The sequence below is a fragment of the Exiguobacterium sp. EA-TM-5 genome (genome assembly GCF_053878415.1).
On the sequence record NZ_CM132670.1, the window covers coordinates 525,982 to 551,369 of the forward strand.

Below are 25,388 nucleotides of genomic sequence, written 5' to 3' on the forward strand. Positions count from 1 at the left end.
CATTCGTCCAGTCTCTTTTTTTCTTTTTCAGGACCGACAGAACGGTCTGAAGTGTAGAGAAATCATCACAAGGAGGAGTTCAGGTTTGGAACAGCAAGGATTAAAGCGGGATTTATCGAATCGTCATGTACAGTTGATTGCCATTGGTGGAACGATCGGAACAGGTTTATTTTTAGGATCAGGAAAAGCGATTCAACTCGCCGGACCATCGATTGTTTTTGCCTATTTACTCGTCGGGATCGCGATCTTCTTCGTCATGCGGGCACTTGGAGAATTGTTATTGTCAAAAGCAGGTTATCAGTCACTTACGGATATCGCAGAAGATTATCTCGGACCACGTGCCGCGTTCGTGACGGGTTGGACGTATTGGTTCTGTTGGATCATGACCGCGATGGCAGACATCATCGCCGTCGGTGTCTACGTTAAGTATTGGTTTGATATCCCGCAATGGATTCCAGCCGTTCTTGCGCTCTTGATTTTACTGGGCTTTAACTTGTTGACCGTTAAATTGTTCGGTGAACTCGAATTTTGGTTCGCGTTGATTAAGGTCGTGACAATCCTTGCTTTGATTGGTGTCGGAATCGTCTTGCTCGCGATCGGGTTTAAAACAGACGCGGGTCCCGTGACCGTCTCGAATCTCTGGTCACATGGTGGCTGGATGCCAAACGGAATTACAGGATTCTTGCTATCGTTCCAAATGGTCGTCTTCGCCTATGTCGGTGTTGAGCTCGTTGGGGTATCCGCAGCAGAAACAGCGGATCCGAAGAAGAACATTCCATCCGCGATCAATAAGATTCCACTTCGGATCTTATTCTTCTATGTCGGTGCCTTACTCATTCTCTTGATGATCAACCCATGGACAGGATTAAATGCGACAGAGAGCCCGTTCGTCAAGACATTCAGTTTGATCGGGATTCCGCTTGCAGCAGGAATCATCAACTTCGTCGTACTGACGTCCGCTGCTTCGGCGTGTAACAGCGGGATGTTCTCGACGAGCCGGATTCTATATAACCTGGGAAATCAACAGCAAGCGTCGAAAAAGTTCTCGAAGTTGAACAAAAACCATGTCCCAGCAAACGCCTTGTTCGTTTCGACGATTGTTGTCTCGGTCGGTGCCTTACTCAGTAAACTGTTACCGGGTCAAGCGTTCAGTATCGTTACGACGATCAGTGCGATCTGCTTTATCTGGGTCTGGGGTGTCATCCTTGTCTGTCATCTTCGGTACAAGAAACAAAATCCAGAATTACATGCGGCGTCGACATTCAAAGCGCCACTGACACCACTCGTCAACTATCTCGTGCTTGGATTGTTTGCAGTCATTCTCGTCGTCATGCTGTTTGCTGACGATACACGTCCTGCCTTGTTGCTGACACCGGTCTGGTTCCTCGGACTATTCGGACTGTATCATCTCCGGAAAAAGAAACAACAAACAGCTAATCAAAAAAGTGCGTAAGCTAAAACAAGCCGGTCGGATATTCATCCGACCGGCTTGTTTTATGGTGTATCGAAAACACCGTCCTGTAGTTGTTTCCGAAGTGCTTTGGCTTTCTTGCGAATATCGCGTTTGCTGTCGGCATCCCGTTTTTCCCATTGTCGATACATCATCGACATTCGTGGATTATCAGCGAAGCGCTTTTCGTGCCGATCGATGAAATCCCAGTACAAGGCGTTAAACGGACAGGCGTCTTCGCCAAGCATGTCTTTCTGATGGAACGGACATCCCTTGCAATAATCACTCATCTTATTAATGTAATTCGCCGAGGCAATGTACGGTTTGGTCGATAACGTTCCCCCATCGGCATGAAGCGCCATTCCGAGGACGTTCGGTAAGACGACCCAGTCGTAGGCATCAATGTACATCTCATTAAACCAGTCTGCTGTCTGTTGTGGTGAGATTGCAAACAGATTGGCAAAGTTCCCGAGCACCATCAAGCGCTGGATATGGTGATTGTGCGCATGTTCGACGACGGGACGTAACGATTCAGCGACACAGTGCATATTCGTTTTTCCGGTCCAGAAAAAGTCTGGTAGATCCGCTTCGTGATGCAGCGCATTGACGGAAGCATAGTTCGGCATCTCGGCTAGATAGACGGCGCGCATGTATTCGCGCCAGCCGAGGATTTGACGAATAAAACCTTCAACCGCATTGAGCGGAGCATCTTGATCTTCGAGTGCTGCCTCGACTTGACGAATGACCTCTTCCGGTGTCAGTAAGCCGAGATTGATTGCTGCCGATAAAAGCGAGTGCGATAGCGTATCTTCACCAGTCAGCATGGCGTCTTGGTACGTCCCAAACGTCTCGAGCCGTTCGTCAATGAAACGATGGAGAGCCCGCGTCGCTTCTTTGCGTGTGACCGGCCAATGAAACGCGTCAAGTGCTCCCGGGTGATCAGAAAAATCCCGTTCGACCTTTTCAATGACGTCCTTTGTGATGCGATCCGGACGAAACTGAATTGGATCCTTAAACGTCGTACCGGACTTCGCTGGTTTTCGATTATCGGCGTCAAACGACCATTTTCCACCGATCGGCTTGGAGCCGTTCATGAGAACGTTTCGTTCCTTGCGCAGTTTGCGATAAAAACGATCCATCTTGTATGGCTTGTCACCGATTGCTTCAATCGCTTCTTCCTGCGTCAGTAAAAACAACGGCACGTCGGAACAAACCTCGACCGTGATTTTCTTCGGTAAACTGTCTTGCCACTTGTGCATCGCCTTGCGCATCGGTTCATCCGTGATCGCCGTATAGAGTACATGATTTGGATCATGCTCTTTACGATGCGCCTTGAATGCCTGATCGAACGAGTCGGCTTCCCGGTAATCAACGGTGAAGCCTTTCTCGCGTAGTTCTTCCGCGAAATGCCGCATCGCCGAGAAGACGAGGATGAGCTTTTGTTTATGATACGTCTTCCATTTGGAGCGTGAGGTCGCTTCGACCATCAGGATGACGTCATCTTGTTTGTTTGCTTCCTGCAATAAGGGGAGATCGTGATTCAATTGATTACCAAATATCCAGCGTGTCGCCATTAGAGTTCCTCCTTTACCTTTGCTATATGATTACCGTTTTTGGATAAATTTATACGTTGGCATGTGTTCAAACCACGCTTGCAGAATCGTAAAATTTTATTTATACTATGTATATTTTACATTTAAAACCATTATCGTTTATAAATTGAATCACCTTTGCGAACGAGGAGTGAGACACGTGGGATCGAATATTTCATCACTACCGAAAGACTATGAGGTGCTCAATAAAAAACGATTGAGACGTCATGTCGCTATTACAGTCATCATTCCAGTGTACGACGCGATTATCTATCTTGAACGAACGATTAACTCCGTTTTAGTACAGACAATCGGTATTCGAAACGTGACGATCATTGCGGTAGATGATAAATCCACAGATGGCTCACGTCGCCTTTTACGACGCTTATCCGCCTTATATCCTCAACTTGTCAGCGTACTGCTGAAAAAAAATACAGGTACGCCTGCGATGCCACGTAATCTAGGTTTGACTCTGGCACGATCGAAATATGTCACGTTTTTGGATGCCGACGATTGGTTAGCACATGACGGATTACGGATTCTAAGTGAGACGATGAATCGAACCGGAGTAGACTATGCCGTCGGGCGTACCATTCAAGTATCGACGAATCAACCGAATCGAATCATTGGTGTTCACGAATCCAATCGCGATCGTGATCACGTCTCTCCGTATACTTTAAAGCACGCTTTTTATCATCTCGGCCCACGTGCCCGCATGATGCGTCGAGATTTCCTGTTACGTCATGCTATTCAATTTCCTTCGATGAAATTCGCCGAAGATAAACAATTTTTTATCGATGTCTTAGTACGAACAGATATGATCTCGACAGTTACTGCCCCCATCTATTATTTGAATCGTCTCGACGAGAATGACTCATTAACGAAGCAGACCGACATTATGGAAAAGATGGAAACGAATCTTATCGTCTTACGTCGTGTGTTGGAATATGACTTATCTGCTGAAAAGGAACGACTTATCCTCAATCGACTGATTGAGTTTGACTGTATCACACGCTTTTATGATCGTAAGCACTTTCTCAAAAGTAATGATCCATCAGTCTATCATCAGATGTTTGCGCGTGTCGTCGCCTTGTTTACGCAATATCGTTCCTATCCTATCGATTCATTGATTGAAAAGCCGTTCAATCGTCTGTTGTATCACTATTGGAAAGCTGAACGTTTTGATGATCTTTTGGATGCTGTTAAGTGGTCGAAATCGAAAGAAATAAAGAAAGTCGAATGGGTGAATGATCAACCTTATTGGAATATTCCATTAGGCAATGGTCAGACACAAATGCTAGCGCTCCCTCTATATGTGAAGGTACACAAATTAGAACGGACAGAAGATGGACTAAATCTAACGGTTCAAACACTTGGAGATCGACAAATTCGAGTAGAAGGGATTACGTTACAACATCGTACATGGATGGAAGAAACACATCTTTTGACGACGCATGTTACAGATCTTGAAAATCATTATTATCACTTACGGATAGAACTACCCAAACAAATCGAAAAGGGGAGTTATCTTGTTTATTTACGCTTTGATGACTATGGACAGCAGGTGATGGCTATTACGATGGATGAGCCAGTAATTCAACAATGCCACCATACATTTCGCTGGTATGAAACCGTTAAAGGAAACTTAGGATTACGAATCAAATGAATGCAATCGTCTGCTTCGAAAAGAGGCAGACGATTTTGTAAAATCGGCTACTGCAGCACATTTCTGAATGTAAAAGAAGTTCCTTTCTGTGCAAGCTATGATAGGGTTATAATGGAAAGGTAAGTTGTCGTCATGAGGGGGAAGTTTTTCATGACAGGTAGTCCATAATATCAACGGGGATAGGAAGGATATCATGAGCAGTATGCCTAAAAAAACAGACGTTATTTTAATTGGTGCCGGAGTCATGAGCGCGACGTTAGGGGTCTTATTAAAAGAACTCGCGCCTGAGATGAACATCAAGGTATTCGAGAAACTCGCGAGTGCCGGGGAAGAGAGCTCGAACGAGTGGAACAATGCAGGAACAGGTCACGCCGCACTGTGTGAACTGAACTATACGACGGAAAACGCCGATGGTTCGATCGATATTAGTAAAGCGGTCAAAGTCAACGAACAGTTCCAACTGTCGCGTCAATTCTGGTCGCATCTCGTCAAGGAAGGGGTCTTGCCGAATCCGAAAGAATTCATCATGCCGATTCCACATATGAGCATGGTCGAAGGGACGGAAAACGTCGAATTCCTGAAAAAACGATTGGAAGCGCTCTCAGCAAATCCGTTGTTTGCAGGGATGGAGTATTCGGAAGATCCAGCAAAATTAGCCGAGTGGATTCCACTCATCATGAACGGTCGGACGTCACCAGAGCCGATCGCTGCGACAAAAATCGATTCAGGAACGGACGTCAACTTCGGTGCGTTGACACGGATCCTGTTTGAATATCTCGCACAGCACGATGTAGAGATCAACTACCAGCACGGTGTCGAGGACTTGAAACGTGTTGACGGTGGTTGGGAAGTCAAAGTGAAGAATGAGCGCGATCACCGGATCGAGCATCATAAGGCGCAGTTCGTCTTCATCGGGGGCGGCGGTGGTAGTCTACCATTGCTCCAAAAAACAGGCATCGAGGAATCGAAGCAAATCGGTGGTTTCCCGGTCAGCGGCTTGTTCCTCGTCTGTAAAAATCCTGAGATCATTGAACAGCACCATGCGAAAGTCTACGGAAAAGCGAAAGTCGGAGCACCACCGATGTCAGTACCGCACTTGGATACACGATACATCGATGGAAAGAAATCGCTCCTCTTCGGACCGTTTGCTGGCTTCTCACCGAAGTTTCTCAAGACAGGATCAAATCTTGATTTGATCGCGTCCGTCAAACCAAACAACGTCTTGACGATGCTTGCTGCGGGAGCAAAAGAGATGGGATTGACGAAGTATCTGATCGAACAAGTTCTCTTGTCGACGGAACAACGAATGAACGAATTACGAGAGTTCATTCCGAATGCGAAGACGGAAGACTGGGATGTCGTCGTTGCTGGTCAACGTGTCCAAGTTATCAAGGATACACCGCAAGGAAAAGGAACACTCCAGTTCGGAACAGAGGTCGTCAGTGCTGCCGACGGATCTGTTGCTGCTTTACTTGGAGCTTCTCCAGGTGCTTCAACAGCGGTTCCAGTCATGCTCGAAGTACTCGGCAAATGTTTCCCGTCCGAATTACCGGCGTGGGAAGCAAAAATCAAGGAGATGATTCCGTCTTACGGGATCTCACTCGTTGAACATCCGGAGTTGTTCGAACAGATCCATGCAGAAACAGCAAAAACGCTTGAGCTTGAACAAGGTCAACCGATTCGCTAAACGAAAACCGTCCGACTCTACAAGAGCCGGACGGTTTTTTTGATTTAGCGGAAGTTACGGAAGAAGCGCGTTTTCTTCAGTGCGATCCCGACTGGAATCGCGACAAGGATTCCGAGGACGTTTTGAATAATGTTTCCTGTAATTGAACCGAATGGTGCGACCCAGTTGCTGAATGCAATTCCTTCATGCACGAAGTAAACGAGTAGCATAACAGGAACGGAAGCGATCATCCCGATTAAGTTGAACGTGACATTCGTTCCGTTACGACCACCTGACCACGCGATGTAACCAACAATCAATCCTTGAAGTCCGCGTGCGATGATTGTACCAGGGGCCCAAATCGTATAGCCCAATAGAAGATCAAACAAGCCCATTCCAACAGCACCGGCAAGCAGTGCTGTCCGGGGACCGAATAAAATGGCAACAAGAAAGAGCATCGCTGTTCCCATATGAATGAGACCACCGTTTGGAGCGATGGGTAATTTGATATTGATGAACATTGTTGCAACAAGAACAAGTGCGATCGACATCGCAGTGATGACAAGCTGGCGGGTACGAGTGCTAGAGTACGGTGCTGCTTTTTGCATGTGGCTAACCTTCTTTATGATAGATTTTAAGATATCTTCAATCTATCAGATGACTGGACTAGTCAAAAGTGTCAACTTTGAATTATTTATAGGGGTCAGATTGACTGAACAATCGTCATTCGTTCTTAATTCCAGAAGAGTTTAATCTATTCATACAATCTTGAATGAAAAAATCTTTAAAACGGTTATCATTTTCGAATCTATTCCTCGTTTTTTTCGTACAATGAACAGCGAAAGGAAGGGGAAGTCTATGAAATACCAGATCGCGACAGCCGTTGTCATACTTGCTTCGTTGTCACCAGTCACTTCAGAGGCAAAGGATCAGACGACACAACATCAACGTTATTACGCGGCATACGAGAAAATCGTGCGAGAACTGAATCGGACACATGAAAATGCGGACGTCACGTTGCTTGCAGCGGATCAGTTCGCAGATGAGGACTGGGTTTCACCGGAACGTTTTCAGGAACGGGCAATCAAACGGTTAAAGCCATTACATGTCCAAACGAGCTTAGAGTGGGATAGTGAACGAACGCTTGAACGCATGGAACGTGGAAACGATGTCCGGATCATGGGAAATTTCGAGACGGAACTCTTGGAACAGAGTAAACGACAACGATTATCCGATGTCTTTTCGATGACGTCTCTTGCAATCGATGGTGGAAAATGGACGCAAACCGGATTCTCTGGTACTCCAATCGATGCTTGGCAAACAATGGTCGTAACAGTCAGTGGTACATACGCGAAGCAGGGCATCTTAACAAAACACCACATCACGAAAGAATATCATTGTACCTGGTACGGTGAAATCTACTATTGAGATAGAAAAAGAGCGAAACTCGGACGAGTTTCGCTCTTTTCGTATTAATTCCGAATCAAGTGATCGAAAGCACCCAGTGCAGCGGTTGCACCAGATCCCATCGAGATGATGATCTGTTTATATGCGCTATCCGTGCAGTCGCCTGCAGCGAAAACACCTGGTACGTTCGTTGCGCCGTGACGATCAACTTGGACTTCACCGAACTTGTTACGGCTCACCGTTTCACCGAGCCAGTCCGTGTTTGGTACGAGACCGATTTGGACGAAGACACCTTCGAGCTCAACATGACGTTCGACGTTCGTTTCGCGCTCGATATAAGTGATACCGTTCACTTTATCCGTTCCTGTGATTTCCTTCGTCTGTGCGTTGACGACGACCGTGACGTTCGGAAGCGAAGCGAGGCGTTCTTGAAGAACAGCATCGGCTTTTAGTTCCGGTGCGAATTCAAGGACCGTGACATGCTTGACGATTCCCGCAAGATCGATTGCTGCTTCGATCCCTGAGTTTCCGCCACCGATGACTGCGACACGTTTTCCTTCGAACAATGGACCGTCACAGTGTGGGCAGTACGCGACGCCTTTGTTCTTGAATTCGAGTTCACCTGGGACACCGACGTTACGCCAGCGTGCTCCTGTTGAAAGGATCAAACTCTTCGTCTTCAAGACGGCACCGTTCTCAAGCTCAAGCTCAAGGAGGTCCTTCTTCTCAAGACGAGTTGCTCGTTGCAGGTTCATGACGTCGATGCCATATTCCTTAACGTGCTCCTCAAGACTTGCGACGAGTTTTGGTCCTTCTGTGTACTTCATGCTGATGAAGTTCTCGATGCTCATCGTATCCATGACTTGTCCACCGAAGCGTTCTGCGACGATTCCTGTCCGGATCCCTTTACGGGCTGCATAAATCGCAGCACTCGATCCAGCAGGACCACCACCGACGACGAGGACGTCGTACGGATCTTTGTCGGCGAAATCAGCAGCATCGGCACCTGTGCCAAGCTTCGCCAAGATTTCTTCAAGTGACATCCGTCCGTTACCGAACGCTTCACCGTTGACGAAGACCGTCGGAACAGCCATGATCTCTTTTTGTTCGACTTCTGCTTTAAATGCCGCACCATCAATCATCGTGTGACTGATGTTCGGATTGAGGACGCTCATGACGTTCAACGCTTGTACGACATCTGGGCAGTTATGGCAGCTCAAGCTGATGTACGACTCGAAGTGGTACGTTTCTTGAATGCCTTGAATCTGCTTGATGACGTCCGCGTCGACCTTCGGTGCTCGACCGCTGACTTGGAGAAGTGCGAGAACGAGGGACGTGAACTCATGACCGAGTGGAATTCCCGCAAACGTGATGCCGCTCGTTTCACCGACACGGTTGACTGTGAAACTTGGTGTCCGGGGAAGACTTGCCTGCTCGACGGAGATGCGTGGTGTCATGCTTGCGATCTCTTCGACGAGTGCGCTCATCTCAAGCGAGACGGCGTCTGTCCCAGCACTAACAGCTAGGACGAGATCGCCTTCGAGAAGCTCGAGGTATTGCGCGAGTTGTGCTTTAATGTCTGGGGCTAAAGCCATCGCGAATCCGCTCCTTAAATTTTTCCGACGAGGTCAAGGCTTGGTGTAAGTGTTGCAGAGCCTTCTTCCCATTTCGCTGGGCAAACTTCGCCTGGATTGTTACGTACATATTGTGCTGCTTTGATTTTGTTGACGAGCGTGCTCGCATCACGACCGATACCGCCTGCGTTGATCTCAACTGTTTGGATGACGCCATCTGGATCGATGATGAACGTACCGCGGTCAGCAAGACCATCTTGTTCGTTCAAGACTTCGAAGTTACGTGAGATGACGTGTGATGGATCACCGATCATGACGTACTCGATTTTACCGATTGTTTCTGACGTTTCGTGCCATGCTTTATGTGTGAAATGCGTATCTGTTGAAACAGAGTAAACTTCAACGTCAAGCGCTTTGAGTGTTTCGTATTGGTTTTGAAGATCTTCGAGTTCTGTCGGGCAAACGAATGTAAAGTCTGCAGGGTAGAAACATACGACACTCCATTTACCGCGAAGGTTGGCATCCGTTAGGTCAACGAATTCTCCGTTGTGGAATGCTGATGCGCTAAATGGTTTTACTTCACTTCCGATTAAAGACATGATAAAAATCCTCCTCAAGGGTTCTATATTTAGAATCTGTCCTAGTGCATACAGTTAATCTGTATTTATCACACTAGAATAATTCTAATCTAATACTAATTTCATATAGACCAACACTTTTGTCAAGGTATAATCGGTAAATTCTTATTTCAATAAAGATTGTGTGAACAAAAAAAGAAATCCCGACGCCTAAATGAAACAGGAGTCGAGATCTGTATTCCTTATTGCCAGTCTGTATGGAAGATGCCTTCGCGGTCTGTTCGAGCATACGTGTGAGCGCCGAAATAATCGCGTTGCGCTTGCAACATGTTGGCATTTGAATTTGCTGTCCGGTAGCTATCATAATACGTCAACGACGTTGATAGACATGGTAGGGCGAAACCAGACAGAGCACCCTCAGCGACAACATGGCGTAACGATTCTTGATACGCCTGTACTTTCTCAGCGAAGAACGGTGCAAGCATCAAGTTTGAGAGATTCGCATCATTTTTGAACGCTTCACTGATGACGTTCAAGAAGTCTGCTCGGATGATACAGCCGCCACGGAAGATCAAGGCAATCTCTTCAAGCCGTAGATTCCAGTCGTACAATTCAGACGATGTCCGGTACTGGGTAAAGCCTTGCGCGTAAGCTGCGACTTTCCCCATATAAAGCGCTTGACGAATCCGTTCGACCCACGCGTCTCGCTCAAGCGATGACAAGTCTTCTGGTCCCTTCAAGACAGCAGACGCTGCGACGCGTTCTTCTTTAACAGCCGAGAGGTAACGCGCGAATAAGGCTTCCGTAATGATCGAAGAGGCGATCCCATTATCAATGGCTTGCAGGCTCGTCCATTTTCCGGTTCCTTTTTGACCGGCTTGATCGAGAATGACATCGATTAACGGTTGTCCTGTCTCGTCATCCGTTTTCCGGAGGATATCCGCTGTGATCTCGATCAAGTAACTTTTCAGTTCGCCTGCATTCCACTCAGCGAAGATGTCTGCGACTTCCGTGACATCAAGTCCGAGACGGAAGCGAAGGAAACTGTACGCTTCTGCAATCAGTTGCATGTCGGCGTATTCAATGCCATTATGAACCATCTTGACGAAGTGACCAGCGCCTTTCGGTCCGATATAGACGCAACATGGATCACCTTCGACGTGAGCGGCGATTTTCGTCAAGATCGGTGCCACATGGTCGTACGCTTCTTTTGATCCACCCGGCATGATCGCAGGACCGGTCCGTGCACCGACTTCACCACCCGATACGCCGACGCCGATGTATTCGATCCCGTGGCGTTGTAGTTCATCAAAACGACGCTCTGTATCGAGGAAGTGCGAGTTCCCACCATCCATGATGATATCACCTGTTTCGAGATGCGGAAGTAATGATTCGATGACCGAATCAATCGCGCTACCAGCCGTAACCATCATGAAAATTTTACGCGGGCGAGCGAGTGACTGAACGAATGCTTCAATGTCGTAGTACGGATGGAGTGGTAATCCTTCATCATGTGCGACGAGATCATCCGTTAAATCACGTGTGTAGTTATAGATGGCGACTTCTTCTTGATGACTCGCCATGTTCAATGCTAAGTTGCGGCCCATGACACCAAGACCGATGACTCCAATAGAATGTTGCATAAGTAGAACGACTCCTTTTTTTAGACGACGAGGCTGAGGAGAAGAACGAAACCAAGTCCACAAACGGAAATGATCGTCTCAAGCACAGTCCATGTCGCAAACGTTTCTTTTAATGATAATCCGAAATACTCTTTAAACATCCAGAAACCAGCATCGTTGACGTGTGAAGCGATCAGACTACCTGCACCAGTCGCGAGAACGACGAGCGCTAAGTTGACGTCGGATTGCTCAAGTAGCGGAATGACGAGACCTGCCGTTGATAGGGCAGCGACTGTAGCGGAACCGAGTGAGATCCGCAGAATCGCAGCGATCAACCAAGCGAGTAGAATCGGAGATAACGCTGATCCTTCAAATAATTGGGCGACGTATTTCCCGACACCACCATCAATCAAGACTTGCTTGAATGCACCGCCACCACCGATGATCAATAGCATCATCCCGATTTGGGCGATCGCCGTCGTACAAGATTCCATGACCGATTGCATCGGAATCTTGCGGGCGATTCCCATCGTGTAGACCGCGACGAGTAGTGAAATCAACATCGCCGTTGAAGCGTTCCCGATGAATTCAATCGCTGAGATGACACTGTTTTCACCCCAACCGAGTGTTTCTTGTAAAAGTGTGAAGATTGTTGCGATCGACATTAAGAGGACCGGTAGCATCGCAGTGAAGACACTGATGCCGAAGCCTGGTGTCTCTTCTAAATCAAATTCTTTTTGTTCCCCGAGTGACGCGATGTTTCCTGTCCGTGTAAACGATTCAGGTACGAGTCGTTTCGCGATTTTCGTAAAGACTGGACCGGCGATGATGACGGTTGGAACAGCAACGATGAAACCATACAATAAGACTTCCCCGATATTTGCTTTATACTCCCCAGCAATGACGGTCGGACCTGGGTGAGGTGGTAAGAATCCGTGCGTGACGGATAGGGCAGCGACCATCGGAATCCCGAGATATAAGATCGAGACACGAAGTTGACGTGAAATCGCAAAGACGATTGGAATCAACAGAACGAGGCCGACTTCGAAGAAGAGTGCGATCCCGATGATGAACGAAGCGACGACGACTGCCCATTGGATGTTCTTTTCCCCGAATCGTGCAACAAGTGTCATGGCGATTCGCTGCGCCCCCCCGGCGTCAGCGATCAGCTTTCCAAGCATGGCACCAAGACCAAAGATCAGTGCTAGGTGACCGAGCGTTCCTCCGATACCAGCTTCGATCGTTTTGACGATCTGATCGAGCGGCATGCCGAGTAACAGTGCAACGCCAAAGGACACGATGATGAGTGAGACGAACGTATTTAATTTCAACCCCATGATGAGAACGAGCAACGCAACGATCCCAATTCCTACGATGACTAAAGGCATGATGACTTCCCCCAAAAGATTAAGTTAGTTTTCTTCTTGAATCAAGCTCCGTTGATACGCAGCAATCCGTTTATGATCCGCGGACAATGTCCGCGCCAAGCTAATGAAGATCGGTAATAACTGACGGTATTCATGCATCGCTTCTTCATTTGGTACATGGCGATGTGTTTCCCCAATCATCTCGGAGACGACTTCGAACGAATCGACTTCCCCAGTCGCGTACAGTCCGAGAATACAAGCACCGAGACATGAACTTTCAAAACTTTCCGGAATGACGACTTCCGATTCAAAGATGTCCGCCATCATTTGGCGCCAGACTTCAGAACGAGCAAAGCCACCCGTCGCCTGAATCCGTGTCACGGGACCGTCCATGCACTCAATTAGAGCAAGGAAGACGGTATACAGATTGTAGATGACACCTTCAAGTGCTGCCCGGATCATATGCTCTTTTTTGTGCGAGAGCGTCAAACCGAAGAATGAACCACTGACATCCGGATTCCAAAGCGGTGCTCGTTCACCGGACAAGTAAGGGTGGAACAACAGTCCATCAGATCCCGGACGGACGCGCTCGGCAATCTTCGTCAGGACAGCGTACGGATCGATGCCGAGACGTTTCGCTGTCTCGACTTCTGCTGAAGCGAGTTCATCTCGGATCCACCGTAAAACCATTCCACCGTTATTGACAGGTCCGCCGATGACCCAGTGGTCTTCGGTCAGGGCGTAACAGAACGTCCGTCCTTTTTCATCGGTCTGCGGTCGATCAATGATCGTCCGGATAGCACCGCTTGTTCCGATTGTGATCGCAATTTCCCCCTTGCGAATCGCGTTGACACCTAAGTTAGAAAGGACACCGTCACTGGCACCGACTAAAAATGGTGTATCAACGGACAGTCCCATTTGTCGTGCATAATCGGCATTCAGTCCGGTGCATGACGTCGTCGTCGGTACAGGTTCCGATAAATAGCTCGCATCGATTCCGGCGACGTGTAACGCGCCCGTATCCCAGGCTAATTCATGAATATTGAAGAGACCTGTTGCTGAAGCGAGAGAATGATCGATGACATATCTGCCGAATAGTCGTTGGAAAACGAATTCCTTGATCCCGATATATTTTTTCGTCTGAGCATGGAGTTCCGGACGATCTTCGACGAGCCAACTGATTTTACTGAGCGGTGACATCGGATGAATCGGTGTACCGGTCCGATGATAAATCGACAGACCGTACTGTTCCTTAATTTTGTTCGACCATGCTTCACTCCGACTGTCCGCCCACGTGATACAGGCAGTCAATGGTTGGTGTTGTGCGTCCATTGCAATCAAACTGTGCATGGCACTGCTGAATGCGACGAACTTCGGTGGCATGCTCGGATGACGTTTTGTGATCAAGCGGATCGATTCGAGTACGGCATCAAAAATTTCTTCCGGATCTTGTTCTGCCGTCGAACGATTCGGCGTATGGAGTGGATAACCGACATTCGTTTGTCCGATGACCTCTCCTTTTGTCGTAAATAAGACCGCCTTCGTGCTCGTCGTTCCGATATCGACGCCTAACATGTATTCAGTCATGTGAATCGACTCCTTTCGACATCATTTGTTGCGTTTTCCAGAGATCTTCGACTTCCTGGACATCATCAAAGTTCTGATGCAAGGAAGCGACCATCCGTTCACGATCTCCTGTCTCGATCGCTTCGATGTACAGGGCGTGGTTCGCGAGGATGCGTTCGAAGTCTTCGATGTCTTCCTCGAATCGTACCCGCATCGATAGGAGGATGAAACTTTCCATGACCGGTTTAAGGTTTTGCCAAATCATACTGACATACCCGTGGTCAATCGAGCGAATGATTGTTTCGTGAAACAGCACATCTTGGAATGAAAATTCATCGGCATCCTTATATTTAATAGCGACCTTCATCATTTCGAGAATTTTGCTGAGTTCACGAACGAGCTCCGATCGTTCGATCTTGACGAGTCGCTCAAAGACGAACGTCTCGATGAGCAGCCGGACATCATAGATTTCCTGGATATCGCGCTCGGATAAACCGACGACGACCGCCCCCATCCGTTCCAATCGAATCAACTGTTCGGATGCAAGGATCTTTAACGCATCACGGATGGGTGAGCGACTAACGGAAAAGTCAGAGGCTAACTTGTTTTCAGATAAAATGGTACCGCTTTCAATACTTCCTGAAATGATGCGCATCCGTAGCTCGTATGCAACACGATCGCCAGCGGAAGCTTTTGATAACCATTTCAAGGGATATAACAGTTCTGACATGGAATCACCTGATTTCTAAAGTTAGTATACTTGTATACAAGTTAGTATAAACGTTTTTTTCTGAAATGCAAACGCTTAACTTAAATTTTAGTGATTCAAGCAGGAATCAGGAAAATCGTTTTCGATATGTTAGGGTGAAGAAGTAAGTGACGTGTAGAACAAATAAGGAGGAGATCGTACATATGCATATTTTAGTCGTAGGTGCAGGGGCAGTCGGAGGATATTTCGGAGGTCGTCTTGCTGAAAAAGGTGAACAGGTGACATTCCTCGTTCGTCCGAAACGTTATGAACAGCTACAAAAAACAGGACTGCAAATCACTAGTCCTCACGGTGATATCACGATCACGCCTCAGTTAGTGACGCGCGACATGCAACCGGATCATACATTCGACGTCGTCTTGCTTTCGACGAAGGCTTATCACTTAGATGACGTATTGAAGGATCTTGCGCCATTCGTTTCGGAGGATACATATATCATTCCGTTATTAAACGGGATGCAACATATTCGCCGGTTAACAGAAGTCTTCGGAGAAGATCGAGTGCTCGGTGGTCTTTGCTTCATTGAATCGACGCTTGATACAGAAGGGCGTATTGTACAGACAAGTCCGTCACACCGGCTGTTATTTGGTTCACGGATCGGTAAACCAACAGCTCGTCTGGAGGAAATTGCAACACGTTTTGCGAAAGCAAAGGCGCCGATGGCGTACTCAACGCACATCATGGATGACATGTGGCAAAAATATCTGTTCATTTCGACATTCGCTGGCGTGACGACACTATTTCGCTCTGCCATCGGTCCGATTCGGCAAGAACCTGTCGGGCGTCAGATGATCATAGACGTCATGAAGGAATCGAAACAGGCAATGGAAGAACAGGGTGCGGTCTTCAATGATGATGTAGAAGCTGTACTGATGAAACAAATGAATGCAATGGAAGATAAGATGAAATCGTCGATGTTGCGGGATATGGAAAAAGGTCAACGAGTAGAAGTTGATCACTTTTTTACTACTTTACTAAAAACAATGTCTCAACGTCATCTTCAACTCATCGAGTCAAATTTAGGAATCTATCAAAAAAATCAAGAAATGCATGTTGACTGAATTATCTGCATTCTGATATGGTTAGGAACAATTACATACTTATCCAGAGAGGTGGAGGGACTGGCCCTATGAAACCTCAGCAACAGGTCGAAAGATACTGTGCTAATTCCTGCGGGTGCTGCACCCGATCGATAAGATTTCCGAATTGTCGACCGACGCATCCGTGAGGATGCGTTTTTTGTTTGAAATAGGTGGAATGAGGAGGAAATGGATTCATGAAAACGAGCGGGGCTTTTCGACGAAAGATGGAATCACGTCATCTGATCATGCTGTCGTTAGGTGGTGTTATTGGAACAGGATTATTTTTAAGTACGGGTTATACATTGGAACAAGCAGGGCGCGTCGGAACGATTCTGTCTTACTTAATTGGGGCCGTCGTCGTTTATCTCGTCATGTTAAGTCTCGGTGAACTGGCTGTACATATGCCGGAAACTGGTTCATTCCATAAATACGCGACAAAGTATATCGGACCCGGCACAGGTTATACAGTGGCTTGGCTCTACTGGCTGACGTGGACGGTCGCCCTCGGTTCAGAATTCACGGCAGCAGGCATTTTGATGCAGCGTTGGTTCCCATCCGTTCCTGTCTGGGTGTTCAGTGCATTATTCGCTACGATGATCCTTGGTATTAACGTTTTGAAGGTCCGTGTCTTTGCTGAAGTCGAATTTTGGTTCTCCGCTATTAAGGTCGTAACGATCATTGCTTTCATTTTACTTGGTGCAGGAGCCATCGTCGGCTTCATTCCACTGCAAGATGGTAGTCCAGCCCCATTCTTTTCTTCGTTAACCGAAGGTGGATTGTTCCCGAATGGCGCTTTCGTCATCTTCATGACGATGCTCGCAGTGAACTTTGCTTACTCGGGCACAGAATTAATTGGTGTAGCAGCGGGTGAAGCAGTCGATCCGAAACGGACGATTCCGCTTGCAATCCGGACGACGATTCTACGATTGGTTCTCTTTTTCGTTGGTACGATCATCGTATTAGCCGTCTTGTTGCCAACGGAAGGAAAGGGCGTACTCGAAAGTCCATTTGTAGCCGTATTTGAACGGATCGGTATTCCCTACGCAGCAGACGTGATGAACTTTGTCATTTTGACGGCGATCTTATCGGCAGCGAACTCGGGACTTTACGCGGCCTCACGGATGCTTTGGTCGCTTGCGAACGAACGGATGATTCCGCGCTTCTTCGCCCAGGTGACGCCAAGCGGAGTTCCACTTCGAGCTGTATTGTTCAGCATGCTCGGTGGAGGACTTGCCTTGCTGTCTAGCATCTATGCAGCAGGAAGTGTCTATATCGCGCTCGTCTCGATTTCCGGACTTGCTGTCGTCGTCGTCTGGATGAGTATCAGCGTTGCGCAATATCGCTTCCGGAAACAATTCCTCCGCGAAGGGCATACGGTCGACGAATTGGTCTATCGTACACCACTGTTTCCATTCGTACCGATTGCAGCCTTCGTTGTCTGTTTGATTTCCCTAATTGGGATCGGATTTGATCCGACACAACGTATTGCTTTGTACTGCGGTATTCCATTCATCGTGATCTGTTATGTCGTTTATGCGTTCACGAATTCTTCTCAGAAACGGAGTGTTGAAGATGTCCCGAATCAAAAATCCAGTTGACCAACGATTACAGAAAGTTCCCTTCCTGATTTTAGATGGAGCGCTTGCGACCGAACTCGAACAAAAGGGATTTGACCTGAACGATCCGCTCTGGTCAGCGCGTCTCTTGATCGAAGCACCAGAACAGATTGAGCGTGTCCATAACGATTACTTCGAAGTAGGTGCCGATGTCGCGATCACCTCAAGCTATCAAGCAAGTATCGAAGGGTTCAAGCAACGTCACATCACAACCGAGGAAGCAGAGAAACTGATCCGACAAACGGTCACTCTTGCGCAAGACGCACGGACGCGTAGCGGAAAGAATGCCGCACTAATCGCGGGATCTGTTGGTCCTTATGGTGCCTACTTAGCAGATGGATCTGAATATCGCGGTCATTATGGTGTGTCAGCTGATGTGCTAGAAGCCTTCCACAGACCGCGGATCGAAGCATTGATTGAAGCGGGTGCGGATCTGCTGGCGTTCGAGACGATTCCGTCACTTGAGGAAGCTGTCGTGTTGTTCCAGATTCTCGAAGCGTATCCGGAAGTATCTGCTTGGCTGACGTTCTCGCTTCAAGATGCGACGCACATCAGTGAGGGAACACCACTTGCGACATGTATCGAGACGATCGGACAACATCCGCAACTTGCAGCGATTGGTGCAAATTGTTTTCCGGCATCTTACACGACCGATTTCATTCTTCATGTCAAAGCATTGACGAACGTACCGATCATCGTCTATCCGAACTCCGGCGAGGTTTATGATCCGGTCGCGAAGACATGGTCGGGTACGAATCAGTGCACATCGTTCCAAACTGTCGCAAAGACGTGGTATGAAGCTGGGGCACGATTGATTGGCGGTTGTTGCCGGACGTCACCCGAACATATTGCGCAAATTCGTTCGGTCTGCCGAGTTTCTCAAACATGATGAATGATGGACGAAAAAAGAACGGACGCGAAATCAATCGATTTCGCGTCCGTTCTTTTAGATAAGGTGTGATTCCGTTACCGTTCGCGCAAGGCGCGATTGAATTGTTGCAACAGGCGTCCGAAATCTTCCGCATCATCCGAAGGCCAATCCGTCAATAGACGTTCGATGCTCGCGAGACGTGCTGTTCGATAAATCGTGAGTTCTTGTTGTCCTTTATCCGTGATGTGATAGAAGAAGGCCCGTCCATCCATCGGATCTTTTACTTTTTCAACGAGTTGTTTCTGATCGAGTGCCGCTGCTTGGCGACTGACGGTCGAAACATCGAGCTGAAGTTCGCGGGCAAGTGTTTTGACACCGACGTTGCCGGAATCTGATAGTTGACGCAGTAAGAGATAGGAAGCACGATCCAAATTGCGATTGTCTGCCGTCGCTGTCGTTAAGCGCCGGATCAGAATCGCTAACTCCAATTCAATGGTTTCGAGTGATTGTTGAGACATCGGGTATCTCCCCTTTCGAAAAGTCTCTCTGTCCCTCATGATTACCCAATGTGGATAAGCTGTCAATGCGAAAAGCAGGAGGCTTGACAGAGTTGTAGTTGTATTATACAATCATTTTTGTTCTTTTAATTGTATCATACAACTTTAGTAGATGAGAAACGAACGACAAAGGAGAATTCAGATGAAAGCTTATGAGTCGATGAAACAAGAGGTCATCACAGTAAACGATACAGATCCGATTCGTACGGTCATCGAACGATTCATTCAATCTGGTATTAGCGGCGTACCCGTCATCAATGCACAGCAGGAGGTCGTCGGGTATATCAGTGACGGAGATATCATGCGAGCGATCGGGAAACACAAGGACATCATCGTCGATACATTCTTATATGTAGATGTTATCAAAGGAGACGAAGAAGATTATGAAGATCGGATTCGTCATATCTTGAATCGATCTGTCATGGAACTGGCACGCCGGAAGGTCGTAACAGCGGACGCTGACACAGAAATGGAAGAGATTGCAGCGACACTCGGCGCAAAACGAATTAAAAAACTTCCGATTCTCAAAGCAGGACGTCTTGTTGGAATCATCAGTCGAGGCGACGTCATTCGCCATTCGTTTAAACAATTTATGTAACACATTCAATAGAAAGAAGGGACACTATGGCACTTGCTGAAAAAACAACTACGCTTGAGCCGGAAACGGTATTAGCAGAAAGCAAACACGGATTATTCCATCAGCCAGTTGCTGTCTGGGCAGTCTTTTTTGCCAGTATCACAGCATTCATGGGAATGGGGCTCGTCAATCCGGTCTTACCAACGATTGCCGAGAATTTAGAAGCATCCAAAAGTGAAGTAACGCTCTTATTTACAAGTTATAACGCTGTCATGGCATTCGCGATGTTAATTACAGGCGCGATCTCATCACGGATTGGTCAAAAAGGAACATTGATGCTCGGGATCGCTGTGATCGCAACTGTTGCTGGTTTCGCTTCACAAGCAGATAGCATTTGGACACTCGTCGCGTTACGCGGTGGATGGGGACTTGGGAATGCTTTGTTCGTAGCAACAGCGCTCGCTGCGATTGTTTCCTTATCATCCGGTGGAACAGCAAAAGCTATTATTTTGTACGAAGCAGCGGTTGGTCTTGGGATTTCAATTGGACCACTGTTAGGCGGAACGCTCGGATCGATTACATGGCGCGCCCCGTTCATGGGTGTTGCGACAATCATGGTCATCGCGTTTCTCGTCTTGCTCTTCTTGATGCCAAAACCAGCAGCATCTGCTGCACCGAAACAGAAGTTATCATTAAAAGCACCGTTCCAAGCGATGAAGCATCGTTCGCTGCTGACACTCGGAATCGTTGCGGCACTTTATAACGTCGGTTTCTTTACAATCATGGCTTATGCACCGTTTGTTATGAAATTACCAGCTAAAGGACTCGGATTCGTCTTCCTCGGCTGGGGTATGTTACTTGCGATCACATCAGTCTTGACAGCTCCGAAATTGAAACAATGGTTCGGAACAATCAAAGCGATGGTCATGATGTTGGTTTTATTCGCGATCTTACTTCTGTTGATGGGGATTTTCACAGAAACACCAGCTGTCGTCATCGTCTGTGTCATCTTGGCGGGAGCTGTACTTGGGAATAACAACACACTCATCACAACAGCTGTCATGGACGCAGCACCTGTCGAACGTTCGACAGCATCTGCGGCATACAGTTTCCTACGTTTTCTCGGGGCAGCCATTGCGCCATTCATGGCCGGTAAATTGGCTGAAATCTTCAACGCAAACCTACCGTTTTATGTCGGAAGTGGATTCGTTCTCTTATCCGTCATCATCATCGGGGTCAATCTCAAACACATTCGCCATATCGACCGGACAGAAGGCGGACATTAATTCGATAACAGGACAGCCGAAGCGAATCCGCTTCGGCTGTTTTTGAGTAAAATCAAGAAGGGTATATAGTTTTTAACGTATGGATCGAGTGCTCAATCATCGCTCGCAACACGTCTAAGTCGATGTCAGTCAGTTTTTTTACGTAGATGCAGGACTTACCGCGTCGATACGTACCGAGAGTGGTAAGCAGTCGTTCTGATATGTCGTCTTCACCAAGTGCGAGATAAAGGACGAGATTCGTCTTACGCGGAGAAAAGCCGACATAGAAGCTGTCGCCCTCGCGACCTGAGGCATAGCGATAATGATAGGCACCATAACCAATCAAGGAAGAATCCCAAAGAACGGCTTCATATCCCGTCACATCTTCGAAAAACTGACGCAAGGTAATACCATCTGCTTGACGTTGCGGCGGTTCGACTTGTGCTAGAAAAGCGTCGACGGACTGTTCAGTAGGACCTGTTTTTGGAGGATCAGACATAAGCAGTCTCCTTTCGCATTGAGAAGATATCGGTTACTTTCGAGAAAAGGAAGCGAATATCCTGTATAGGGAAGGGAGAGAATCGGATGGTGCATCGAATCGCATTCAGAGGAGAAGGACATAATGTAAAGTGGGAGATTTTAGACGTAGATTCAGTCAAAGAGGAATTGACGATTCGGATGACAGGAGAAAACAGTGAACAACGGTTTTCCATCTCGTTTGTAGCATACGATGCGTTCATTCGCGATTTTGCCCGCATTCATGAGTCGTTACAGGGGGAAGTTATATTTGAGCAGGATATGATTCATCTTAGCTTACGTTACGACCGACTTGGTCATGTCTTCATCACTTGGTCTGACGGGGAAACAAATCATCAGTTTCGCAGTGACCAAAGTTATGTAAGTGAGGCGTTGGCTCAGCTTGGTGTGTACGAATAGATACTAAAAAAAGAAGAAGGGACGATTTTCGATATGTCATCCGAAAATCGTTCCTTCTTTGTTTAGTGCGAGTGAAGTGGTGTTTTGATCAAGTTGAAACAAAACGCAATCGTTTGTTCATATTCCGACAACGGAATCGATTCATCCACTTGATGCGCAAGACGGAAATCATGGAAAGAAGCGATCGCAATCGGGAATGATTTTTTCGATTGGCTGAACATGGCACCGTCCGTACCACCCGGAATAGCGATTTTTCGTGGTGTCACGCCGCTGACCTGCTCCATCGTATCTGCGACCTGTTGTAAGAAAGGCGCGTGTTCGTCCGTTTCACAGGAAGGGATATCCTTGATGACCGTCACATTCATTGCGAAATCGGGATCTTCTGCAACAAGACGACGTTCGATATCTGTAAAGGTAGCAAGAACATCCGCTCGACCGAACCCGGGAATCGTCCGGATATCCATATAGAATGAAGCCTGACTCGGAACGACGTTTGGTCCTTCGCCTCCTGAAATCGAGGTGATTGACGCAACGACTGGACCGAGTGCTGCGTGATGATTCGTCGTGATCGAGAAGCGTTCCGATTTCACTTCCTGAATGACGCGATACATATCATCAATCGCATTGCGTCCGAGTTGCGGGGCAGAGCTGTGTGCACTTTTCCCGCGGCATGTCACTTCGATCCCAACGACACCTTTTTGTGCATAACCGATCATCCCACTTGTCGGTTCTGTGATCAGTAGAGCATCTAAATCGTCCGCATGCCCTTGTTCGGTCAAATGACGAGCCCCTGTCATCCCGTTTTCCTCATCGGATGTAATCAGAAGTTTGACGGTGTTAGGACGGTCTTGGCATTCTCTATATTGAATCAGTGCTTGCACCATCGCCATGACACCTGATTTCATATCTGAAGCACCGCGACCATAAATGCGTCCGTCTTCGATTTCACCACCGTATGGATCTTTCGTCCAGCCGTCTCCTTGGACAGGAACCGTATCGAGATGACCAGATAATCCGAGTACAGTAGGACGTGAAACCTCCTCGCTTGCAGGAACGGTCGCGACGAGACAGATTCGTTTTGGTGAGACCTCAATCCATTCTGTCGCGATTTGATGATCCACCAGTACATCGTACACATAACGTGCGACGGCTTCTTCTCCGTCCATCGGATTGACGCTTGGAATTTGAAGACACCGTTGTAAGTAAGTAAGTGCTGTTTGCATAAGTATTTCCCCCTTTACCTATCATTTACCCTGATAAAAATACTTCAGGGAGGTAAACGAATTCGGAAAATAATTTACTGGGCTGAACGTCTTGAGATAAAAGAAAACGGTGCAACCAGAGGGTTACACCGTACCTTGCTCATTCACTTTTTTCTGCTTCATCTTTCCACTTTGAATCGATTAACATTTCCCCCGGCCATGTATAAGCCATGATGCCGCCGTCTGCTGTGATGTCCTCACCTGTGACATATGAGCTGTCGTCAGAAGCAAGGAAGAGGGCGACCGTTGCCATCTCACGTGGTTTACCGAGACGTCCGAGTGGTGTGATCCAAGCGTTCGCATCGCGGAATTGTTTACCTTGCTCTTTTTCTTTTTCACCGACGAGCGTATCGATGAGCGGTGTTTCGATCGTTCCTGGTGATAATGAGTTGACACGAATGCCGTGACGCGCGTAATCAATTGCCATCGCGCGAGTAAAGTTCGCGATCCCGCCTTTCGCTGCGTTATAACCGGACCGGTTCAAGTCAGCTGCTCGACCAGACATTGATGATGTATTGATGATTGAGCCACCATTATCGAGCATGAGTGGAATCAAAAACTTACTGACGAGGAACGTTCCGCGTAAATCAACAGCGATGATCCGGTCGAAGAGATCGATTGGATACTCGTGAACTTTCCCGCCTTGTTCATCGATTCCGGCATTGTTGAAGAGGACGTCGACCGTACCATATGTGTCTTTGACGTGCTTCGCAAGTTGCTCGACACTCTCGACATCTGAGACGTCGACGTGGACTGCTTCCGCTTTTCCACCCTGTTTTGTAATTTGTTCCACTGTTTGTTGTGCTTTTTCAAGTGAGACATCGGCACAGACGACCGTTGCTCCTTGTTCTGCGAAGACAAGCGCGGTCGCTTGTCCAATTCCTGTTGCCGATCCTGTAATAACAGCTACTTTTTGCTCGAGTCTACCCATTGCTAAATCCCTCCTAAGTCGTATCGTTCACCTTATGAAACATTATGAAACATTCCCGGAGAAATGGAGATTAAACCCATCGATGCGTCTAGTGATAGAGGATAGGGGGTACATCTACAACAACACAATCGTTGTATAAAAGGAGATGAGAACGCTGACATCTGATCAATGGCAACTTGCCAAAAAATTATTACAAGAAGCCGTTCAGTATCAAATGACACTTGAAAAGAGTGCTTTTTCAAGCGAGTTGATTGACCAAACGACACCTGTCCTCTGGTTTGGTGATGCGACGCAGAGTAGCTGGTTGACGATTGCAACAAATCCGTCCCGAGCACAGTTTTTAGACCGAACGGGAGCGCTACGGTTCGATGAGTATGGTCCGCTTTTCATACGTCCACAATCCATGATATGGGATGATTATCTACAAGAGGAGGTACTGACGGAATCGATTCGGCGCTTCAACGATTATTTCAAACAACCGAATATTTACCGGACATGGTTCGGGCGACCAGGTGGCGGTAAACTTGAAGGATTCTTGAATGGATTTAGTGCATCGTTTTATGAGAAAACACTTGATCCAGTCATTCATCTGGACTTTTTTCCGTTTCCGACGCACCACTACATGGGAGCGATCAAGGAACGTGGCGTGTTAGAAGATGGTCCATTCGGTCAGACATTCCTATTGCGCCTGCTTGAACTGTTTTCGATAAAAGGAATCATCCTGCTTGGAAAGGAACACACGGAACGATTTGCAAAGCTTGAACCAGACATCGATTGGACGACCTATCAACCGACGGATTATCCAGACGCGATCTTTCAAATCGGTTTTTCGTCACAATTTCAGGTACCTGTGATCGGACTCCACTTCAAACCAAGTGAGCAGTTCATTGGTCTTGGAAATCGGAAGGATAAAAACGACATTAGCCACGGCACATATGGGGCAGCAGAACACTTGTGTCAAATCGGACGATTCGTCCGTGAAAAAGTCGCGAAGTATAGTGAAAAAGGAGATTGACAGATATTTTGAACTCCCT

The 25,388-nt window shown here is 47.4% G+C and carries 23 protein-coding genes and 1 riboswitch; of the genes, 11 read left to right on the forward strand and 12 right to left on the reverse strand.

Annotated features, from left to right (window positions below; all coding sequences use genetic code 11):
* Positions 1 to 85 precede the first annotated feature (85 nt).
* Complete coding sequence (locus ACV3PA_RS02845; RefSeq protein ID WP_456125584.1) at positions 86 to 1,453, forward strand: amino acid permease; 1,368 nt, start codon at positions 86 to 88, stop codon at positions 1,451 to 1,453.
* Between the two features lie 41 nt (positions 1,454 to 1,494).
* Here ACV3PA_RS02845 and ACV3PA_RS02850 read toward each other — a convergent pair whose 3' ends face one another.
* Positions 1,495 to 3,024: a cryptochrome/photolyase family protein gene (locus tag ACV3PA_RS02850; protein ID WP_456125585.1), complete on the reverse strand. Its 1,530-nt coding sequence runs from the start codon at positions 3,022 to 3,024 to the stop codon at positions 1,495 to 1,497.
* Positions 3,025 to 3,202: 178 nt separating this feature from the next.
* Between ACV3PA_RS02850 and ACV3PA_RS02855 the strand changes: the two genes are divergently transcribed.
* The gene (locus ACV3PA_RS02855; protein WP_053451997.1) at positions 3,203 to 4,708 is read left to right on the forward strand and encodes a glycosyltransferase family 2 protein; all 1,506 of its coding nucleotides are present in this window, start codon (positions 3,203 to 3,205) and stop codon (positions 4,706 to 4,708) included.
* Positions 4,709 to 4,901: 193 nt separating this feature from the next.
* Positions 4,902 to 6,395, forward strand: coding sequence for a malate:quinone oxidoreductase (locus ACV3PA_RS02860; protein ID WP_456125586.1), 1,494 nt, complete (start codon positions 4,902 to 4,904; stop codon positions 6,393 to 6,395).
* A gap of 44 nt (positions 6,396 to 6,439) precedes the next feature.
* On the opposite strand, the gene ACV3PA_RS02865 is transcribed toward ACV3PA_RS02860, so the two are convergent.
* The gene (locus tag ACV3PA_RS02865) at positions 6,440 to 6,982 is read right to left on the reverse strand and encodes an ECF transporter S component (RefSeq protein ID WP_053451999.1); all 543 of its coding nucleotides are present in this window, start codon (positions 6,980 to 6,982) and stop codon (positions 6,440 to 6,442) included.
* Between the two features lie 250 nt (positions 6,983 to 7,232).
* On the opposite strand from ACV3PA_RS02865, the gene ACV3PA_RS02870 reads away from it, so the two are divergent.
* Positions 7,233 to 7,802, forward strand: coding sequence for a hypothetical protein (locus ACV3PA_RS02870; RefSeq protein WP_456125587.1), 570 nt, complete (start codon positions 7,233 to 7,235; stop codon positions 7,800 to 7,802).
* 44 nt (positions 7,803 to 7,846) lie between these two features.
* Here the strand turns inward: ACV3PA_RS02870 and ahpF are convergent, their stop codons facing one another.
* The 6 genes from ahpF to ACV3PA_RS02900 form a co-directional block, all read right to left on the reverse strand.
* On the reverse strand, positions 7,847 to 9,376 hold the full coding sequence (ahpF, locus tag ACV3PA_RS02875; protein ID WP_053452001.1) for an alkyl hydroperoxide reductase subunit F: 1,530 nt from the start codon (positions 9,374 to 9,376) through the stop codon (positions 7,847 to 7,849).
* A 14-nt stretch (positions 9,377 to 9,390) separates the two neighbouring features.
* Positions 9,391 to 9,954 (reverse strand): alkyl hydroperoxide reductase subunit C, encoded by a 564-nt coding sequence (ahpC, locus tag ACV3PA_RS02880; protein ID WP_023469815.1) that lies wholly within the window; start codon positions 9,952 to 9,954, stop codon positions 9,391 to 9,393.
* Positions 9,955 to 10,175: 221 nt separating this feature from the next.
* On the reverse strand, positions 10,176 to 11,576 hold the full coding sequence (gene gnd, locus ACV3PA_RS02885; protein ID WP_053452002.1) for a decarboxylating NADP(+)-dependent phosphogluconate dehydrogenase: 1,401 nt from the start codon (positions 11,574 to 11,576) through the stop codon (positions 10,176 to 10,178).
* A gap of 20 nt (positions 11,577 to 11,596) precedes the next feature.
* Entirely contained in the window at positions 11,597 to 12,943 is a 1,347-nt protein-coding gene (locus ACV3PA_RS02890; protein ID WP_053452003.1) for a GntP family permease, read from the reverse strand.
* A 24-nt stretch (positions 12,944 to 12,967) separates the two neighbouring features.
* Entirely contained in the window at positions 12,968 to 14,509 is a 1,542-nt protein-coding gene (gene gntK, locus ACV3PA_RS02895; protein ID WP_053452004.1) for a gluconokinase, read from the reverse strand.
* Entirely contained in the window at positions 14,502 to 15,218 is a 717-nt protein-coding gene (locus ACV3PA_RS02900; protein WP_053452005.1) for a GntR family transcriptional regulator, read from the reverse strand. The genes gntK and ACV3PA_RS02900 overlap by 8 nt, the downstream gene beginning before the upstream one ends.
* Before the next feature lie 182 nt (positions 15,219 to 15,400).
* On the opposite strand from ACV3PA_RS02900, the gene ACV3PA_RS02905 reads away from it, so the two are divergent.
* The 3 genes from ACV3PA_RS02905 to mmuM all read left to right on the forward strand — a co-directional run bounded on the left by ACV3PA_RS02905 (position 15,401) and on the right by mmuM (position 18,844).
* Positions 15,401 to 16,318 carry a ketopantoate reductase family protein gene (locus tag ACV3PA_RS02905; protein ID WP_456125588.1) on the forward strand — a complete coding sequence of 306 codons (918 nt, stop codon included), beginning with the start codon at positions 15,401 to 15,403 and terminating at the stop codon, positions 16,316 to 16,318.
* A 36-nt stretch (positions 16,319 to 16,354) separates the two neighbouring features.
* Positions 16,355 to 16,456: riboswitch (SAM riboswitch) on the forward strand.
* A 77-nt stretch (positions 16,457 to 16,533) separates the two neighbouring features.
* The gene (locus ACV3PA_RS02910) at positions 16,534 to 17,937 is read left to right on the forward strand and encodes an amino acid permease (protein WP_053452007.1); all 1,404 of its coding nucleotides are present in this window, start codon (positions 16,534 to 16,536) and stop codon (positions 17,935 to 17,937) included.
* Positions 17,912 to 18,844, forward strand: a complete 933-nt coding sequence (gene mmuM / locus ACV3PA_RS02915; RefSeq protein ID WP_456125589.1) for a homocysteine S-methyltransferase — start codon at positions 17,912 to 17,914, stop codon at positions 18,842 to 18,844. The genes ACV3PA_RS02910 and mmuM overlap by 26 nt, the downstream gene beginning before the upstream one ends.
* A gap of 77 nt (positions 18,845 to 18,921) precedes the next feature.
* Here mmuM and ACV3PA_RS02920 read toward each other — a convergent pair whose 3' ends face one another.
* Positions 18,922 to 19,344, reverse strand: coding sequence for a MarR family winged helix-turn-helix transcriptional regulator (locus ACV3PA_RS02920; protein WP_053452009.1), 423 nt, complete (start codon positions 19,342 to 19,344; stop codon positions 18,922 to 18,924).
* A 181-nt stretch (positions 19,345 to 19,525) separates the two neighbouring features.
* Between ACV3PA_RS02920 and ACV3PA_RS02925 the strand changes: the two genes are divergently transcribed.
* Positions 19,526 to 19,981, forward strand: coding sequence for a CBS domain-containing protein (locus tag ACV3PA_RS02925; RefSeq protein ID WP_053452010.1), 456 nt, complete (start codon positions 19,526 to 19,528; stop codon positions 19,979 to 19,981).
* A 26-nt stretch (positions 19,982 to 20,007) separates the two neighbouring features.
* On the forward strand, positions 20,008 to 21,246 hold the full coding sequence (locus ACV3PA_RS02930) for an MFS transporter (RefSeq protein WP_053452011.1): 1,239 nt from the start codon (positions 20,008 to 20,010) through the stop codon (positions 21,244 to 21,246).
* A gap of 52 nt (positions 21,247 to 21,298) precedes the next feature.
* Here ACV3PA_RS02930 and ACV3PA_RS02935 read toward each other — a convergent pair whose 3' ends face one another.
* Positions 21,299 to 21,724, reverse strand: coding sequence for a DUF1801 domain-containing protein (locus tag ACV3PA_RS02935; RefSeq protein WP_456125590.1), 426 nt, complete (start codon positions 21,722 to 21,724; stop codon positions 21,299 to 21,301).
* Positions 21,725 to 21,810: 86 nt separating this feature from the next.
* Between ACV3PA_RS02935 and ACV3PA_RS02940 the strand changes: the two genes are divergently transcribed.
* The gene (locus ACV3PA_RS02940; RefSeq protein WP_456125591.1) at positions 21,811 to 22,161 is read left to right on the forward strand and encodes a hypothetical protein; all 351 of its coding nucleotides are present in this window, start codon (positions 21,811 to 21,813) and stop codon (positions 22,159 to 22,161) included.
* A gap of 62 nt (positions 22,162 to 22,223) precedes the next feature.
* Here the strand turns inward: ACV3PA_RS02940 and ACV3PA_RS02945 are convergent, their stop codons facing one another.
* Together ACV3PA_RS02945 and ACV3PA_RS02950 are read right to left on the reverse strand one after the other, a co-directional pair.
* Positions 22,224 to 23,384 (reverse strand): M20 family metallopeptidase, encoded by a 1,161-nt coding sequence (locus tag ACV3PA_RS02945; RefSeq protein ID WP_456125592.1) that lies wholly within the window; start codon positions 23,382 to 23,384, stop codon positions 22,224 to 22,226.
* 139 nt (positions 23,385 to 23,523) lie between these two features.
* A complete protein-coding gene (locus ACV3PA_RS02950) occupies positions 23,524 to 24,354 on the reverse strand; it encodes an SDR family oxidoreductase (RefSeq protein ID WP_456125593.1) in 831 nt (276 codons plus the stop codon).
* 145 nt (positions 24,355 to 24,499) lie between these two features.
* Between ACV3PA_RS02950 and ACV3PA_RS02955 the strand changes: the two genes are divergently transcribed.
* Positions 24,500 to 25,369 carry a PDZ domain-containing protein gene (locus ACV3PA_RS02955; RefSeq protein ID WP_456125594.1) on the forward strand — a complete coding sequence of 290 codons (870 nt, stop codon included), beginning with the start codon at positions 24,500 to 24,502 and terminating at the stop codon, positions 25,367 to 25,369.
* Positions 25,370 to 25,388: the final 19 nt, after the last annotated feature.